The sequence below is a fragment of the Staphylococcus sp. AntiMn-1 genome (assembly GCF_001663395.1).
In the GTDB taxonomy this organism is placed as follows: Bacteria; Bacillota; Bacilli; order Staphylococcales; family Staphylococcaceae; genus Staphylococcus; species Staphylococcus equorum.
In genome coordinates this window covers 1,383,701-1,400,582 of record NZ_CP012968.1, presented here as the reverse complement: position 1 = coordinate 1,400,582, position 16,882 = coordinate 1,383,701, and the positions used below count along the sequence as shown (strand labels likewise).

Here is a 16,882-nt window from a genome sequence, read left to right as displayed (position 1 = left end):
CTATAGGGGTATATTAACTGATTTTTTATAGCGTGTCAAATACCCAATGGGGTATTTGACATTTTTGGTTCTATCTATTATTATGACTTTATTCAATTAAAAGTGGAGGAAATAACTATGCATTATGATAAAAAAATGATTAATCGTATTAATAGAATACAAGGTCAACTCAATGGAGTTATTAAAATGATGGAAGAAGAAAAAGATTGTAAAGATGTCATTACTCAAATCAGTGCATCAAAAAGTTCAATCCAACGTTTGATGGGGATTATCATTAGTGAAAATTTAATAGAATGTGTAAAGACAGCAGAGGATAATGGTGAAAATTCTGAAGAATTGATTAATGAAGCCGTTAACTTATTGGTAAAAAGTAAATAATGGATATTTCAACTGTTATTATGATGTTACTTATTGGGGTATTCGGAGGCTTTATTTCGGGTCTAGTAGGTATCGGTGGTTCTATCATTATTTATCCAGCTATTTTATTATTACCACCACTATTTGGTGTTCCTGCATACAGTGCATACATCGCTTCAGGACTTACTTCCAGTCAAGTCTTTTTCAGTACTTTAACTGGGTCATTAAAAGCGCGAAAAAAAACCGAATTCTCCCCACCATTAGTTATTTATATGAGTGGAGGTATGATTACAGGGAGCATGTTAGGCGCACTCCTAGCAAATTTATTTAATGCTGAATTTGTAAATGCAATATATATTATCATTGCTTTAATCGCATTAATTTTAATGTTTATTAACGTAAAACCGAATTTAAATCAGTCTTCCTTTAACAAACCATTATTAGTTATGGTTGGTCTTTTCGTTGGTATCATTTCGGGTATAGTTGGAGCAGGCGGCGCTTTTATTATTATTCCTATATTGCTAGTTTTATTCAAATTACCAATGAATATGGTAGTTGCTAATAGTATAGTAATTGCTTTTATATCTTCAATTGGCGCCTTTATTATTAAACTCATACAAGGTTACATTCCTTTAGAAGACGCGTTATTTTTAATAATAGGAAGTATTATCTTCACTCCTTTAGGTTTCAGATTAAGTAAAAAAGTACCTAGTTTTGTACAAAAGTGGATCATCAGTATTTTAATTATTATTGCAATTATTCAAATTTCTTATTTATAAAGTTAAAACATTCTCATATAGCAATGGCAAGTTGCTATAAATTCAACAGCTATATACGTATGATTAGGGTGTACTTATATGTCTCTGAGTCGTTCTCTATTTATATCAATCTACTAGTCAATATAAAAACATATCAATATTCCTGAAAGAGATTATATAAAGTTCGGTTCAATTTTTCTTCTTTAAAAAATTAACTAATTTTCATTATTAATTAATTTCAAATATTCATCTCCCCATTCACAAATACCATAGACCACATTGTCGAGAGACAAACCAACACTAGTTAATCGATATTCAACTTTTGGAGGGACTACTGGATATATAGTTCTTTTTATTATCATATCCTTTTCAAGCTCCCTTAATTGTCTAATTAACATTCTTTGATTAATATCTGGTAATTTTTTTTCTAATTCACTCAACCTAAGTACTTCTGATTGTAATAAATGATAAATAATAGGGATTTTCCATCTACCACCAATTACTGATAAAGCTAAATCTTTAGAAGTGTAAAATAATTTATTATTATATTCTATTAACAATTTCTTCTCCTCAGTGACGTATTTGTCAGTATTGTATTTCCTAAGTTATTATAGCATAATGAATATATAATATATAGGAGGTAATAACATATGGAATTACAATTAGCAATTGATTTATTAAATAAAGAGGATGCTGCAGAATTAGCAAATAAAGTTAAAGATTATGTAGATATCGTAGAAATTGGAACACCAATTGTTATAAATGAAGGATTACCAGCTGTACAACATTTAAATGATAATATTGATGGTGTAAAAGTATTAGCAGATTTAAAAATTATGGATGCTGCCGATTACGAAGTAAGCCAAGCAGTTAAATTTGGTGCAGACGTAGTAACAATTTTAGGCGTTGCAGAAGATGCATCAATTAAAGCTGCAGTTGATGAAGCACATAAACATGGCAAACAATTATTAGTAGATATGATTGCAGTACAAGATTTAGAAAAACGTGCGAAAGATTTAGATGATTTAGGCGCAGATTATATCGCTGTTCATACTGGTTATGACTTACAAGCTGAAGGTCAATCTCCTTTAGAAAGTTTACGTAAAGTTAAATCTGTAATTAGTAATTCTAAAGTAGCAGTTGCAGGTGGTATTAAACCAGATACAATTAAAGATATTGTTGCAGAAAATCCTGATTTAATTATTGTTGGTGGCGGCATTGCAAATGCTGATGATCCTGTAGAAGCTGCTAAACAATGTAGAGCTGCGATTGAAGGAAAATAATGATGACAGAAATCACAAATTATCGTTTAATACTAGATGAAATAGACAACACATTATCACATGTGAAAGACAGTGAAGCCGAAACGTTTTTAAAGCAAATTATTAAAGCAGAGCAAGTTTTTGTATCTGGAAAAGGACGTTCGGGTTTTGTAGCAAATAGTTTTGCGATGAGATTGAATCAGCTTGGGAAGGGTGCACATGTAGTTGGCGAGTCCACTACACCTTCCATTACCGAAAAAGATTTGTTTGTTATCCTTTCTGGCTCAGGTTCGACAGAGCATTTAAGATTATTAGCAGATAAAGCTAAAGCTGTAGGTGCAGAAGTTGTATTATTGTCAACAAATCCAACGTCAAAGATTGGTGAACTTGCAAATGCAGTGATTGAATTACCGGCGGGAACGAAATATGATGCTGAAGGTTCAGCACAACCTCTAGGTAGCTTATTTGAACAAGCATCACAAGTGTTTTTAGATAGTATTGTTTTAGATTTAATGAATGAGATAAACGTTGATGAAGAAACAATGCAGCAAAATCATGCTAATCTGGAATAAAACCTACAAAAGATAATTCACTTTAATACTCCACATTTATTTGTGGAGTATTTTTAATTTAAAGAAACGCCTTGAGATATTTCCTAGTAGTTATAAAAATTAATTAGTATTGAATATCACTACTACATTTTTGAAAAGTGATGTAGATTTATAGCCATAATTTTTAGATTTACATTGACGATACTGCATCAAAAGAAAAAGTCAATCTACTTTTTCTAGGTTGACTTTTATTTTTATATCTAAAGGCACACTTACACACCTAAAAAACGTCGTGCTAAAAACAAATTTACATATGGTAATCCAATATCCTTATTATACACTTTAACAGTTGGTTTAAAGGAAACTTTAAAAATATATAATTTTTAACCTATTCAATTACATTTGTTTCTTAAAACGCATATATGAGCCAGAATAGAAAAGAGTTGCAGGAAAGATTAAAGATTGCTTAAGAATCAGCAAGTTTTGGCGTTAGAGAGTAATAAAAAAGATTCAAAAATCAATTAGAGGAAGAGAGGCTGCTTAATTATTCCTTTGATACACCTACTAATGATAGATAAAACGTGGATGTGTAAGAAGCATCATATACTACAGACGCTGTAAATATTAATCAACATCAGGAAGAAAAAAGGGTGAATAAACACAACTGAAAAAGGCTTTTGGAGTCGTTTGTTAGTAACTAATTGTAATTAAAAAGGTGCGACAAGCTCATAAACTTGTCGTACCTTTTTATGTGAATCGTACTTCTGATACTCATCAATTTAATTTTAAATTTAAGTTCATTTATCAATAAAATTGGGTATTATTTATTAAGAGACGTGGAACTCTTGCCACACTTATATCAAATTAATTTAATTGTAATGAGCAATTTAGCTTATTATGAAAAAGATGAGCTGAGGCAAGCATGTACCTGCTCGTTTTAAAATTGGAGGCTAAATTTACGAAAAAATTCTATTAACAGGTGCTTCAGCATATATAGAAAATAAGTCTAATGAACAAAATGTTACATGGAAATCTTCAGATTTATTTGATTTAAATGAGATAACAGAAATAATGAAAAACGTAGATATCGCTATATATCTTGTTCATTCGATCATACCTTCATCTAAGTTAACACAAGCAAGGTTTGAAGATATAGATGAAATATTAGCAGATAATTTTGCTAAAGCATCAAGGTTTTAATAAAGTTAAACATATCATATTTATGAGTGACCTAATTCCAAATACGAATGAATTACCACCATGTTTAAGAAGTCGCATAGAGTGTAAAGACATTTTAGGAGCATATGGTGTGCCAGTAACTACGTTGAGAGCTGGACTAATTATAAGTGCTAAGGGAAGTTCTTATCCAATACTAAAAAATTGGTATCCAATGCTCGTTTTTATATAGTTAATATGAAATTTATATTCGTAGATTGTTGAATATAAATTGTTTTATGCTATGTTTAATTTCCTACTACTATTTCTTAAAAAAGAAAAGGAGCTAAATATGATTAATATTATATCAGCGATAGGATCGCTTGGAACATTTATTATGGCGTTATTTTATTTTGTATCAGTATCAGTTCAACTTTACCAAATGAAAATAAGTTTTATTCCTGCATTAGGATTTAATCAGATTTTATTAATTAGAGATAAAGACCAAAAATTAATTTTAAAAAACACCACTTCCAATGTGGAAGAAAATGAAGATTATTTGAAATTATATAATTTAGGAGGCGGTGCAGCAAAAAAAATCACCATTGAAGTTTTATTAGGTGAAGATAAAGTTATTCAAAAAAAGTATGTTAATATGTTACCTAGTAAAGAAGGTTATATGTTACCTATAAATAAGACAGTATTTGATGAATTAGAAGATACTATAAAAAATAACGGTTACGAATCCAATATGAATATTAAGTTATCCTATTATCATAATGTGAGTAGAAAAAAACAAGAAATATTTTTAAAAGGGCATATAGATGAATTCAATAACTACGAAGATAAGAACATTTATGAATTACAGTTTATTTAAAGTAATAAAATGAATGAAAAATAAGATAGTTAATAGTAAGGTCTTTCTTTAACAAAATGCTTTTTAATCATAAAATATGCTAATGATTCTTATAATAATCGTATTTTTTATATCATCTCATTAGTTGATACTTTGCTTGTTCAGTTAACACTAACAAAGAAAAAATAGAGTTCAGCTTGTTTTAAATACTGATTATGAGTTAATTATTTTATAAGAATACTAATCTACATTTTCATGATTAATTCATAAAATAACTAGCCTAGAATTACAAAGAGTGTAAATTTATGTCTATAATTAAAATTCTAGTTAGAAAAATCGTTCTTTATTAAAACAACATTTCATTTTGAAACGATTAATAGACTCCTTATGCATAAAGGAGTCTATTTTGTACTTCTGATAATCATCGATTATGTTAATAAATGCAAAATCAAACAGAACTTTTTTAATGTTAGCAACAATTTTTATTACCATTTTCTTTTTTCTCATTATTTTCGTCTTTTTTGTCTGTTTTCTCTTCAATTTCAACTGAACAACATGACTGTTCTTGAGGTTTTAATTTTTTTAATGCGTCTTTGATACCCATTTACTTCACCTCCTTAAATGATTAAGTTAACAATTAGACCAGTAGCAATAGCTACGACTAAAATTGCTATAACAAAAGATATTACAAATTTCTTTTTAAATAATTTAGATAACAATACAACTTCAGGAATACTTGCTCCTGCGCCACCTATAATTAATGCTACGACTGTTCCCAGTGACATCCCTTTAGATACTAAAGCTTCAGCTATAGGAAGCATTGTTTCTGGTCTAATATACATAGGTATACCAATAACAGAAGCAATAATAACAGAGATAATACTATCGCCACTCGCATATTGTGTTATAAAGCTTTCTGGAATAAATCCATAAATAAATGCACCGATAAATACACCAATAATTAAATAAGGTAACATTGGATATAGGAAAGCCCAAGCATCATTTAGCGCTTGCTTAACACGAGATCCTGATTTATTAGTGAAAAATCCATCACCTTTGACATTAACGCCTTTATAACTCTCTGCTAAATTCACTTTTGAAAAAACAAGGCCAGTTAAAATGCTGAATATCGCTAATACAACAAAATAAACAACAGCAACTTTCCACCCTAATAAAATCCATAGCATAAATATCATGAGTGGATTCATGAGTGGCGAAGCGATTAAGAAACTCATAGCTGGACCAAACGGAACTTTAGAGTTTAACAAACCTGCAAGTATAGGAATAGTAGAACAAGAACAAAATGGTGTTATAGCACCAAAAATCATTCCTAATACATAGTTGGTTGCTTTATTTGGTTTGCTTAAAAGCTTTTGTATTTTATCTTCTGATACTACTTGTTGAATTAAACTTACAATAAAACTTACAACTATAAATAATGCTAACAATTCAAAAAATAACATTAAAAATGTTTTTATGAATTCTATGATTGAATCTGTCATTAGTATAATTCCTCTGAATTTATTTAATCAACTTTTTTTGATATATAAATTAAAAAAAGTTGATTAATATGATGTGTAATAAGATAAATCCTATAATATTTTACAGCAAGTATCTTCAGTTAATACAACTTGAATTTGTGCTTCATTGATTTTGTAGTAGTTCCAAGTACCGTATTTTTCAGGTATTAAAATCTGTGCACTTACTAGTTTTTTTAAATGATATGAAATTTTAGATTGTTTTAAATCTAATAACTCCTCTAAGTCGCATACACATAGTGATTTATTAGGGCTTTGACTAATTTGATTAAGTATTTTTAATCTATTTTTGTCAGCAAGTGCATTAAACATGCTTTCATAAAAAGCTAATTGTTCATCTTCATTCATATCAGTTTTTGCTTTAATAACTTCCATAAAAAGAACACCTCTTTTTTATAATATTTGATTAGAGTTTATATTATTTTTATTTCAATTCTTGTATTGCTTGTTTGTAGTTATTTTCTGTTGATTCACCATACTGATGAATATTACCTTTAAAGAACTCCTTCTCCATATATATTGTAGCTTCTTTTAAAGTGACTTCTCTTGATACCATAACAAGATTTAAATAACTTACAAAGTAACCAACAGATAAAGTACTTGCGTGGTTTACTCGCAATCAGGCACACCTCCTTATTGTCTAAATAATTTTATTCCATTTAATATATCAATTTTTTTGATATATTAAATATAAATCAATATATACATTATTGCAAGATTAAAAAACTATAATTTCACATAAACTTAGACATGCTTCACAGCAATAGTAAAAATATTTTCTTCCTAACTATATTATTAGAAACTCAAATTAAGTTAAATTTTAAAAATCCAAATCAATACATAGACACTGATCTATATAGATGCTAATCTATGGTAGTAAAATAATTAATGAGGTGAGTATAATGTTAAATATTGAAATATACGAAGAAGCTATGTGCTGTTCTACTGGCGTATGTGGTCCAGAACCGGATGAAACACTAATAAAGACGAACCAAATCAATGAATATTTAAAACAAAATCAAATAGAAGTTCAACGTTATAATATGAGTAATAATCCGAATGAATTTATTAAAAATAAAGAAGCTATTCGTTTAATTCAAGAAAAAGGTAATGAAGTTTTACCAATCACTTTTATAGAAGGCAATATAGCTAAAACGGGTACTTATATTACCCAAGAAGAAGCCGATGAAATTATTACGGTTAATCAGATGAGAAATGGAGGATGCTGTGGTGGAGATGGATGCTGTTAAATACTTAAATAAATTGAATTTAGATAATGTTGAGTTAACAAAATATTTGTTTTTTACTGGTAAAGGTGGCGTAGGCAAAACGACGATATCAAGTTCTATTGCTTTAAACTTAGCAGAGAATGGAAAGAAAGTAGCTTTAGTAAGTACTGATCCAGCTAGTAATTTACAAGATGTATTTCAAATGGAATTATCTAATAAATTAACTACATATCAACCTATACCTAATCTCTCTATAGCCAATTTTGACCCGATTGCTGCTGCAGACGATTATAAAGCACAAGCTATAGAACCTTATGAGGGTATTCTACCAGAAGATGTGCTTTCTGAGATGAAAGAACAGTTAAGTGGTTCGTGTACAGTTGAAGTAGCAGCATTTAATGAATTTACAAATTTTTTATCCGATAAAACTTTAGAACAAGAATTTGATTTCATTATATTTGATACAGCTCCAACAGGTCACACCTTGAGAATGCTTGAATTACCTTCTGCATGGACAGATTATTTAAATACAACGAGTAATGACGCTTCTTGCTTAGGTCAATTATCGGGTTTAAATGAAAATAGAGGTAAATATAATTCAGCACTTGAAAAACTACGTAACCAAGACGATACGACCATGATCTTAGTTGCGAAACCTAACCACTCTTCTATATATGAAATTCAAAGAGCGCAACAAGAATTACAACAACTATCAATTTCTAAATTCAAAGTAGTCATTAACAACTATATAGAAGAAAGTCACGGTTTAATTTCGAGTCAGATGAAATCAGAACAAGATAAAAACATTAATCATTTTACTGAATGGTTAAATAACAATCATGCTTATTACGTTCCATATAAAAAGCAGAAAGAAGAAGGTATAGAAAGTTTAACTAATCTATTAAATGATGATAACTTAATTGAAAATGATGACTTTATTGTTGAAGATCATCCGCAATTCAATAAATTAATAGATGAAATTGAAAATAGTAAAGTTCAATATTTATTTACAATGGGAAAAGGTGGCGTTGGTAAAACGACAGTAGCAACGCAATTAGCTACAGAATTATCTAATAAAGGACATCGTATTCTTTTAGCAACGACTGACCCTACTAAAGAAATTAATGTTGAAACCACAAGTAATTTAAATACTGCTTATATTGATGAAGAACAAGCATTAGAAAAGTATAAAAAAGAAATATTAGCCACAGTGAATGATGATACACCACAAGACGATATTGATTATATTATGGAAGATTTAAAATCACCTTGTACAGAAGAAATAGCATTTTTCAAAGCCTTTAGTGACATTATGGAGAATCAAGAAGACATGGATTACGTAATTGTAGATACAGCTCCTACAGGCCATACCTTGTTGTTACTTGATTCTAGTGAAAATCACCATAAAGAACTAAAGAAAAAATCAACTCAAACTACCAGTAATGTTGAAACGTTATTACCTAAAATTCAAAATCAAGATTTAACACAGATGATAATCGTAACACTAGCAGAAAAAACACCTTATTTAGAATCTAAACGTTTAGTAGAAGATTTAAATAGAGCCGATATAGGACATAATTGGTGGGTCGTTAATCAATCATTAGTTACGCTAAATCAACGTGATGACCTTTTTAGTAACAAAAAAGAAGATGAATCGATTTGGATAAACAAGATTAAAAATGAAAGTCTTAATAATTACTTTGTCATACCTTATGGAGGGTTAGAATAATGAAAAAAATTGTTATCATTGGTTCAGTTGCTGCCGGTACGAGTGTCGCGGCTAAAGCAAGAAGAAATAGTGAAGATGTTGAAATTACCGTTTTTGATAAAGGTAGTGATATTTCGTATTCCGTATGTGGTATCCCCTACTATATAGGAGGTAATGTATCTGATATTGATGAACTCACGCCACGAAATGCTAAATGGTTTAAAGAACGCTTTAATATAGATATTTATACAGAATATGAAGTGAATAAGATAAATGATAGTGATCAAACAATAACAGTTACTAATTTAGTAAATGATGAAAAGATGATTCAAAAATATGACGAATTAGTATTAGCAACAGGTTCATCGCCTAAAGAACTCCCTCAATTAAATAGCGAAGAATATAATAATGTGTTTAAAGTTAAAAATATTAATGATGCCAAAGCAATTTATAATTATATTAATGACCATGATGTTCAGAATATAACAATCGTTGGCGGTGGATTTATTGGTTTAGAGATGTTAGAACAATTATCTAATTACAACACTTCAATTGTTCAACGTAACACTTTTATGCCTCATTTAGACTACGATATGAGTTTTATGATTCAAGAATATATTGAAGATAAAGCTAACGTATATACCTATAATGAAATTGACATTATTGATTATGATGAGAATCATACGATAAATAGAGTCAGCTTAAAAACTGGCGAATTAATTGATACAGACTTAATCATTATTGGGATTGGTGTCACACCAAATACTAAATTAGCTAAAGAAATTGGTATTAATATTGGAGAATCTGGAGCAATACAAACCAATAAGTATTTGGAAACAAATATTCCTCATATATATGCAATTGGTGATGCAGCAGAAAGTTATAATTTAATTACTGGTAATCCTATATATAGACCGCTAGGTTCTACAGCAAATAAAATGGGTCGTATTTTAGGAGATCGATTAACTGGTGGAAATCTAGAACATAAAGGCATTTTAGGCACAGGCATTGTCCGTATCTTTGATATGACAATTGCCCAGACAGGTTTAACCGAAAAAGAAGCTGTTGAGTTAGAAATTGATATTGATGTATTACACAATGTGAAACCGAATCGTCCAGAATATATGCAAGGTCAAGAAATGGTAATTAAAGCTATATTTGATAAAAATAATTCTAAATTACTTGGTGCGCAAATAGTTGGGTATGAGGGCGTAGACAAGAGAATTGATGTACTAGCTACTGCTATAACATTTGGTGCCAAAGCAGAAGATTTATTTCATTTAGATTTAGCATATGCACCTCCTTTTTCTACAACTAAAGATCCTGTTATTTATACAGGGATGATTGGTCACAATATTACTCGGGGACGTAAAATTATAACGCCTGAAGAAGTCGTAAAACAAAAAAATGATTTATTGATTTTAGATGTACGTTCTCCAAAGCAATTTGAAGTTGATCATGTTGATGGAGCGATTAACGTCCCATTGAAAACGTTGAGAAGTTATGCAAAAACGTTAGATGAAAATCAAACAATCGTGACTTATTGTAATAAAGGTACTACTGGTAATGCTGCACAAAACGTACTTATTAATTTAGGCTTTAAACAAGTATATAATTTATCAGGTGGCAATAAAAATTATCAACGATATAAAAGATTTCAAGTAGAAAGGGAGAAGAAAAATTGAATTATAATGAGATATCACAATACTTGAAAGTGATTGCTGATAGTAGCCGTCTTGAAATATTAGATTTGTTATCTTGTGGTGAATTATGCGCTTGTGATTTATTAGAGCATTTTTCTTTTTCTCAACCCACATTAAGTCATCATATGAAAGTATTAAAAGACAATAATTTAATTACATCCAGAAAAGATGGTAATAAAAATTTATACAAATTGAATCATGACGTATTGGATGACGTTACATCACGACTGACTCTATTGAGTTCCAGTACTGTCCCATGTATATGTGAAACAGTAGAGAAAGGTGAGTGTTAATGATGACGATATTAGCAATCACAATATTTGTATTAACGTTAATTTTTGTTATATGGCAACCTAAAGGTCTAGATATTGGTATTACTGCATTAATTGGTGCTGTAGTTGCTATAATCACTGGGGTTGTAAGCTTTTCAGACGTACTAGAAGTTACTGGAATTGTTTGGAATGCGACCTTAACTTTTGTTGCAGTTATTCTTATTTCACTCATATTAGATGAAATTGGCTTCTTTGAATGGTCTGCTATACATATGGTGAGAGCATCAAAAGGTAGCGGATTGAAAATGTTTATCTTTATCATGCTATTAGGTTCAGTTGTAGCAGCTTTCTTCGCAAATGATGGAGCAGCTTTAATACTTACTCCTATTGTTTTAGCTATGGTTCGTAGTTTAGGATTTGATAAAAAAGCGATATTTCCATTTATTATTGCTAGTGGTTTTATAGCTGATTCTACATCATTACCGCTCATTGTCAGTAATTTAGTTAATATTGTTTCCGCAGATTATTTCGATATTGGATTTATTGAATACTTCAGTAAAATGATTATACCTAATATATTCTCATTGATCGCAAGTATTCTTGTTTTATGGTTATATTTTAGAAAGTCTATTCCAAAAACATTTAATGCAGTAAACATTAGAGAACCAAGAGAAGCGATTAAAGATAAAAAACTTTTTAACATCTCGTGGATCGTACTTGGTATATTACTCATTGGTTATTTAATAAGTGAGTTTATAAATATTCCAGTATCCATTATTGCTGGTATCATTGCTTTAATATTTGTATTATTAGCGCGTAAATCTAAAGCCGTGCATACGAAACAAGTAATTAAAGGTGCGCCATGGAATATTGTTTTATTCTCTATTGGTATGTATCTCGTCGTATTTGGTTTGAAAAACGTGGGCATTACAACACTTCTTGGTGATGTACTAACAAACATTTCAAGTTATGGCTTATTTAGCAGCATTATGGGTATGGGCTTTGTAGCTGCATTCCTATCCTCTATTATGAATAACATGCCAACCGTTTTAATAGATGCAATAGCAATTGGTCAATCGAGTGCTACAGGAATATTAAAAGAAGGTATGATTTATGCGAATATTATCGGATCTGATTTGGGGCCTAAGATAACACCAATTGGTTCGTTAGCCACACTTCTTTGGTTACACGTACTAACTCAAAAAGGTGTCAAGATTTCTTGGGGAACCTATTTTAAGACCGGAATTATTATCACAATCCCTGTTTTATTTGTAACCCTATTAGGTCTATATTTAACACTAATAATTTTTTAAAAGAGAGGTAATAATAAATGGATAAGAAAACAATTTACTTTATATGTACTGGTAATTCTTGTCGTAGTCAAATGGCTGAGGGCTGGGGAAGAGAAATACTCGGCGAAGAATGGAATGTTTACTCAGCAGGTATCGAAACGCATGGCGTAAATCCTAAGGCGATAGAAGCTATGAAAGAAGTGGATATTGACATATCAAACCATACTTCTGATTTAATTGATAATAAAATTTTAAGACAATCAGACCTAGTTGTTACACTTTGTAGTGATGCTGATGAGAATTGTCCAGTCATCCCGCCTAATGTAAAAAAAGAACATTGGGGCTTTGATGACCCGGCAGGTAAATCTTGGTCAGAATTTCAACGTGTAAGAGATGAAATAGGTCAAAAGATCAAGCAATTTTATGATAATTAAGTTAATATAAAATTCAAAAACAGAGGATAAGCATTGTTATATGTGCTTATCCTCTGTTTTATATAATGATATTTGCTGCTTACCTTTTTCTGTTAGTTCTGCATATATTGTTGTGCCACATATAGGAAAACACCCATTGTAGAATAACTCTATATTTTTTGCTAAATCTTGCCTCGCTATGCTTTCAAGTGCTAATAAAAAATTTTTTCGCTTACATCTAAAGTTTTAAAATCTACACTTTATTCTTCTCTAATCGATAACAGTACATTATACACTAAATCTTGTTTTAACAACGTTCATCACCTCTTATTTATCTAGATGACGATACAAGGTTGCTCTACTTATATTTGTCTGTTCTTTTATCTCATCTAAAGTGTATTTTTTGCTCATATACATCTCAATAGCATCTCTAAGGTTATTATCATCGCGTTTGGGTCTACCTAAAGTTTTTCCTTTTTTTGCGTAATTTTCTAATCCTGCTCGTGTTCTAAATTTAACGATGTCACTTTGAAAGTCTGTAATATTATGTAATATTTCTAGAAATTCCCCTTTGATATCTTTATAAATATATCGATTTAAATTGATTACATATAAAGATATTTCCTCTTGTGAAAGATAATCTAATATATCTACTAAATGCTTCGTAGAATCTGCAAGTATACATAAATCCGTAATATATAACTTATCACCCGTCACTAGTTTCTTGCTTAAAAGAACATCTAATTCATTTCTATTTTTATTATTAGCATGAATTTCTTCAACAATTTCATTTGTATGGGTTTCGATTTTCTTTTTTTGTTCGTTTTTGAGACTAGAATTTTATGCCCTACTTACTTCTTTTATTTTCATTCAAATATTTGCTTGCATGATGAGTCGAAAATGGTTATAATATATTCAAATAAATATTTGAATGAAGATGGGATGATAATATGAAAAAGAAAGATACTTGTGAAATTTTTTGTTATGACGAAGAAAAGGTTAATCGAATACAAGGGGATTTACAAACAGTTGATATTTCTGGTGTTAGCCAAATGTTAAAGGCTATTGCCGATGAAAATAGAGCAAAAATTACTTACGCTCTGTGTCAGGATGAAGAGTTGTGTGTTTGTGATATAGCAAATATCTTAGGTATTACGATAGCAAATGCATCTCATCATTTACGTACGCTTTATAAGCAAGGGGTGGTCAACTTTAGAAAAGAAGGAAAACTAGCTTTCTATTCTTTAGATGATGAACATATCAGGCAGATAATGATGATCGCCCTAGCACATAAGAAAGAAGTGAAGGTCAATGTCTGAACAAAAGGTTAAACTAATGGAAGAAGAAATGAACGTCTATCGGGTCCAAGGATTTTCATGTGCAAATTGTGCAGGAAAGTTTGAGAAAAATGTTAAAAAGATTCCAGGCGTTCAGGACGCAAAAGTAAATTTTGGAGCTTCAAAAATTGATGTCTTCGGCAGTGCAACTGTTGAAGAACTAGAAAAGGCTGGTGCTTTTGAAAATCTTAAAGTGGCACCAGAGAAACCTAAAAGACGGGTAGAACCTGTGGTAATTAAAGATAAAAACGTTTACCGTGTGGAAGGATTTTCCTGCGCAAATTGTGCGGGGAAGTTTGAAAAAAATGTAAAACAAATAGCTGGAGTTGAGGATGCAAAAGTAAACTTTGGCGCTTCTAAAATTGATGTATATGGAAATGCATCGGTTGAAGAACTTGAAAAAGCAGGTGCTTTTGAGAATCTAAAAGTATCTCCTGAAAAACTAGCGAATCAAACGATACAAAGGGTTAAAGATGACACTAAGGCTCATAAAGAAGAGAAAACACCATTTTATAAAAAACATAGTACATTGCTGTTTGCCACACTACTAATTGCTTTTGGTTACCTTTCTCACTTTGTAAATGGAGAAGATAACCTCGTAACTTCCATGTTATTTGTAGGTTCTATTGTAATTGGCGGATATTCATTATTTAAAGTCGGTTTTCAAAATTTGATACGCTTTGATTTCGACATGAAAACCCTGATGACCGTTGCCGTTATTGGAGCTGCCATTATTGGTGAATGGGCAGAGGCATCTATTGTTGTTATTCTCTTTGCAATCAGTGAAGCACTTGAACGCTTCTCTATGGACAGAGCAAGACAATCCATACGTTCATTGATGGATATCGCCCCAAAAGAAGCACTAGTTAGACGAAATGGTCAGGAAATAATAATCCATGTGGACGATATCGCTGTGGGTGATATCATGATTGTCAAACCAGGGGAGAAAATTGCCATGGATGGAATCATTGTGAATGGCTTGTCGGCTGTCAATCAGGCAGCTATAACAGGAGAATCTGTTCCCGTCTCCAAAGCGGTAGATGACGAAGTATTTGCAGGTACGCTTAACGAAGAGGGACTAATTGAAGTAAAAATCACCAAATACGTAGAAGATACAACCATTGCCAAGATTATTCATCTTGTTGAAGAAGCACAAGGGGAGCGTGCTCCAGCCCAAGCATTCGTTGATAAATTTGCGAAATACTACACTCCGATCATTATGGTTATTGCAGCCTTGGTTGCAGTCGTTCCACCCCTATTCTTTGGTGGCAGTTGGGATACATGGGTTTATCAAGGATTAGCAGTTCTTGTAGTTGGATGTCCTTGTGCATTAGTTATTTCTACTCCAATCTCGATTGTCTCGGCAATTGGAAATGCAGCGAAAAAAGGTGTGTTGGTTAAAGGTGGTGTCTATCTCGAGAAATTAGGAGCCATTAAGACAGTCGCATTTGATAAAACAGGAACACTGACAAAAGGTGTACCAGTGGTAACAGATTTTGAAGTATTAAATGACCAAGTGGAAGAAAAAGAGCTATTCTCTACCATTACAGCTTTAGAATATCGTTCACAACATCCACTTGCTTCAGCAATAATGAAAAAGGCAGAGCAAGATAATATCCCTTATTCTAATGTACAAGTGGAAGAATTCACTTCGATTACTGGGCGAGGTATAAAAGGGATTGTAAACGGAACTACTTACTATATTGGAAGCCCAAAACTTTTCAAGGAATTAAATGTTTCCGATTTTAGCCTTGGGTTTGAAAACAATGTGAAAATCCTACAAAACCAAGGAAAAACAGCCATGATTATTGGAACGGAAAAAACAATTCTCGGCGTAATTGCCGTTGCAGATGAGGTTCGTGAAACAAGTAAAAATGTGATTCAAAAACTTCATCAGTTAGGTATCAAGCAAACAATTATGCTGACAGGTGATAATCAAGGTACTGCAAATGCAATCGGTACACATGTAGGCGTTTCTGATATTCAGTCTGAATTGATGCCACAGGATAAATTAGATTATATTAAAAAAATGCAATCGGAGTATGATAATGTAGCTATGATTGGCGATGGCGTTAATGATGCTCCAGCACTTGCTGCATCTACTGTTGGAATTGCAATGGGCGGTGCTGGAACGGATACTGCAATTGAAACAGCTGATATTGCATTAATGGGAGATGATTTAAGTAAGCTTCCATTTGCAGTAAGACTCAGTCGAAAAACTTTAAATATCATTAAAGCTAACATCACTTTTGCTATCGGAATTAAAATAATTGCCTTACTATTAGTTATCCCGGGATGGTTAACCCTTTGGATAGCGATTCTTTCCGATATGGGAGCTACTATTTTGGTAGCATTAAATAGTTTACGACTGATGAGAGTGAAGGATAAATAGGTAGAAAACAGAATAGTAAGGTCACGCTGTGCGCAATTCAAGGGGGCTTTTCAATTTGA

General features: G+C 31.3%; 18 protein-coding genes and 3 pseudogenes. 15 read left to right on the top strand and 6 right to left on the bottom strand.

All coding sequences use genetic code 11. The features are described 5' to 3' along the window. Positions 1-117: 117 nt before the first annotated feature. Both cstR and AOB58_RS06945 read left to right on the top strand, forming a co-directional pair. On the top strand, positions 118-378 hold the full coding sequence (cstR, locus tag AOB58_RS06950) for a persulfide-sensing transcriptional repressor CstR (protein WP_012816717.1): 261 nt from the start codon (positions 118-120) through the stop codon (positions 376-378). Next, positions 378-1,136 (top strand): sulfite exporter TauE/SafE family protein, encoded by a 759-nt coding sequence (locus AOB58_RS06945; RefSeq protein ID WP_064783154.1) that lies wholly within the window; start codon positions 378-380, stop codon positions 1,134-1,136. Before cstR ends, AOB58_RS06945 begins: the two co-directional genes overlap by 1 nt. A 194-nt stretch (positions 1,137-1,330) precedes the next feature. Here AOB58_RS06945 and AOB58_RS06940 read toward each other — a convergent pair whose 3' ends face one another. After that, positions 1,331-1,675 (bottom strand): winged helix-turn-helix transcriptional regulator, encoded by a 345-nt coding sequence (locus tag AOB58_RS06940; protein WP_002508649.1) that lies wholly within the window; start codon positions 1,673-1,675, stop codon positions 1,331-1,333. A 90-nt stretch (positions 1,676-1,765) separates the two neighbouring features. Between AOB58_RS06940 and hxlA the strand changes: the two genes are divergently transcribed. From hxlA to AOB58_RS06920, 5 genes and pseudogenes are all read left to right on the top strand, one after another. After that, a complete protein-coding gene (hxlA, locus tag AOB58_RS06935) occupies positions 1,766-2,398 on the top strand; it encodes a 3-hexulose-6-phosphate synthase (RefSeq protein WP_064783153.1) in 633 nt (210 codons plus the stop codon). A gap of 2 nt (positions 2,399-2,400) precedes the next feature. Beyond that, positions 2,401-2,949, top strand: coding sequence for a 6-phospho-3-hexuloisomerase (hxlB, locus tag AOB58_RS06930; protein WP_064783584.1), 549 nt, complete (start codon positions 2,401-2,403; stop codon positions 2,947-2,949). Positions 2,950-3,387: 438 nt separating this feature from the next. Next, a pseudogene (locus tag AOB58_RS13320) lies at positions 3,388-3,503 on the top strand (DUF536 domain-containing protein); the annotation flags it as partial. A gap of 379 nt (positions 3,504-3,882) precedes the next feature. Continuing rightward, positions 3,883-4,306: pseudogene (locus tag AOB58_RS13315) on the top strand (NmrA family protein); the annotation flags it as partial. A 129-nt stretch (positions 4,307-4,435) separates the two neighbouring features. Next, positions 4,436-4,960 carry a hypothetical protein gene (locus AOB58_RS06920; protein ID WP_021339537.1) on the top strand — a complete coding sequence of 175 codons (525 nt, stop codon included), beginning with the start codon at positions 4,436-4,438 and terminating at the stop codon, positions 4,958-4,960. 448 nt (positions 4,961-5,408) lie between these two features. Here the strand turns inward: AOB58_RS06920 and AOB58_RS06915 are convergent, their stop codons facing one another. The 4 genes from AOB58_RS06915 to AOB58_RS06900 all read right to left on the bottom strand — a co-directional run bounded on the left by AOB58_RS06915 (position 5,409) and on the right by AOB58_RS06900 (position 7,096). Beyond that, positions 5,409-5,543, bottom strand: coding sequence for a hypothetical protein (locus AOB58_RS06915; protein WP_002509686.1), 135 nt, complete (start codon positions 5,541-5,543; stop codon positions 5,409-5,411). A 13-nt stretch (positions 5,544-5,556) separates the two neighbouring features. Beyond that, positions 5,557-6,441, bottom strand: coding sequence for a permease (locus AOB58_RS06910; RefSeq protein ID WP_002509687.1), 885 nt, complete (start codon positions 6,439-6,441; stop codon positions 5,557-5,559). Between the two features lie 90 nt (positions 6,442-6,531). Continuing rightward, complete coding sequence (locus AOB58_RS06905; protein WP_002509688.1) at positions 6,532-6,852, bottom strand: ArsR/SmtB family transcription factor; 321 nt, start codon at positions 6,850-6,852, stop codon at positions 6,532-6,534. 49 nt (positions 6,853-6,901) lie between these two features. Then, positions 6,902-7,096 carry a hypothetical protein gene (locus AOB58_RS06900; protein WP_002509689.1) on the bottom strand — a complete coding sequence of 65 codons (195 nt, stop codon included), beginning with the start codon at positions 7,094-7,096 and terminating at the stop codon, positions 6,902-6,904. 283 nt (positions 7,097-7,379) lie between these two features. Here AOB58_RS06900 and arsD point away from each other — a divergent pair, with 283 nt between their 5' ends. The 6 genes from arsD to arsC are packed head-to-tail and all read left to right on the top strand — an operon-like array spanning position 7,380 to position 13,115. After that, positions 7,380-7,727 carry an arsenite efflux transporter metallochaperone ArsD gene (arsD, locus tag AOB58_RS06895; protein ID WP_013730043.1) on the top strand — a complete coding sequence of 116 codons (348 nt, stop codon included), beginning with the start codon at positions 7,380-7,382 and terminating at the stop codon, positions 7,725-7,727. After that, positions 7,714-9,435, top strand: a complete 1,722-nt coding sequence (arsA, locus tag AOB58_RS06890; protein ID WP_173020196.1) for an arsenical pump-driving ATPase — start codon at positions 7,714-7,716, stop codon at positions 9,433-9,435. Before arsD ends, arsA begins: the two co-directional genes overlap by 14 nt. Then, positions 9,435-11,099: an FAD-dependent oxidoreductase gene (locus tag AOB58_RS06885; RefSeq protein ID WP_046466206.1), complete on the top strand. Its 1,665-nt coding sequence runs from the start codon at positions 9,435-9,437 to the stop codon at positions 11,097-11,099. Before arsA ends, AOB58_RS06885 begins: the two co-directional genes overlap by 1 nt. Then, positions 11,096-11,410: an ArsR/SmtB family transcription factor gene (locus AOB58_RS06880; RefSeq protein ID WP_002509693.1), complete on the top strand. Its 315-nt coding sequence runs from the start codon at positions 11,096-11,098 to the stop codon at positions 11,408-11,410. The genes AOB58_RS06885 and AOB58_RS06880 overlap by 4 nt, the downstream gene beginning before the upstream one ends. Continuing rightward, positions 11,410-12,702: an arsenite efflux transporter membrane subunit ArsB gene (arsB, locus tag AOB58_RS06875; RefSeq protein WP_002509694.1), complete on the top strand. Its 1,293-nt coding sequence runs from the start codon at positions 11,410-11,412 to the stop codon at positions 12,700-12,702. The genes AOB58_RS06880 and arsB overlap by 1 nt, the downstream gene beginning before the upstream one ends. A gap of 17 nt (positions 12,703-12,719) precedes the next feature. After that, a complete protein-coding gene (gene arsC, locus AOB58_RS06870; RefSeq protein WP_002509695.1) occupies positions 12,720-13,115 on the top strand; it encodes an arsenate reductase (thioredoxin) in 396 nt (131 codons plus the stop codon). Between the two features lie 306 nt (positions 13,116-13,421). Here arsC and AOB58_RS06865 read toward each other — a convergent pair. Beyond that, positions 13,422-13,919, bottom strand: a pseudogene (locus AOB58_RS06865) (recombinase family protein); the annotation flags it as partial. A 125-nt stretch (positions 13,920-14,044) separates the two neighbouring features. Between AOB58_RS06865 and cadC the strand changes: the two are divergent. Continuing rightward, positions 14,045-14,413 (top strand): Cd(II)/Pb(II)/Zn(II)-sensing metalloregulatory transcriptional repressor CadC, encoded by a 369-nt coding sequence (cadC, locus tag AOB58_RS06860; RefSeq protein WP_002510811.1) that lies wholly within the window; start codon positions 14,045-14,047, stop codon positions 14,411-14,413. Then, positions 14,406-16,823, top strand: a complete 2,418-nt coding sequence (locus AOB58_RS06855) for a cadmium-translocating P-type ATPase CadA (protein ID WP_019467776.1) — start codon at positions 14,406-14,408, stop codon at positions 16,821-16,823. The genes cadC and AOB58_RS06855 overlap by 8 nt, the downstream gene beginning before the upstream one ends. Positions 16,824-16,882: the final 59 nt, after the last annotated feature.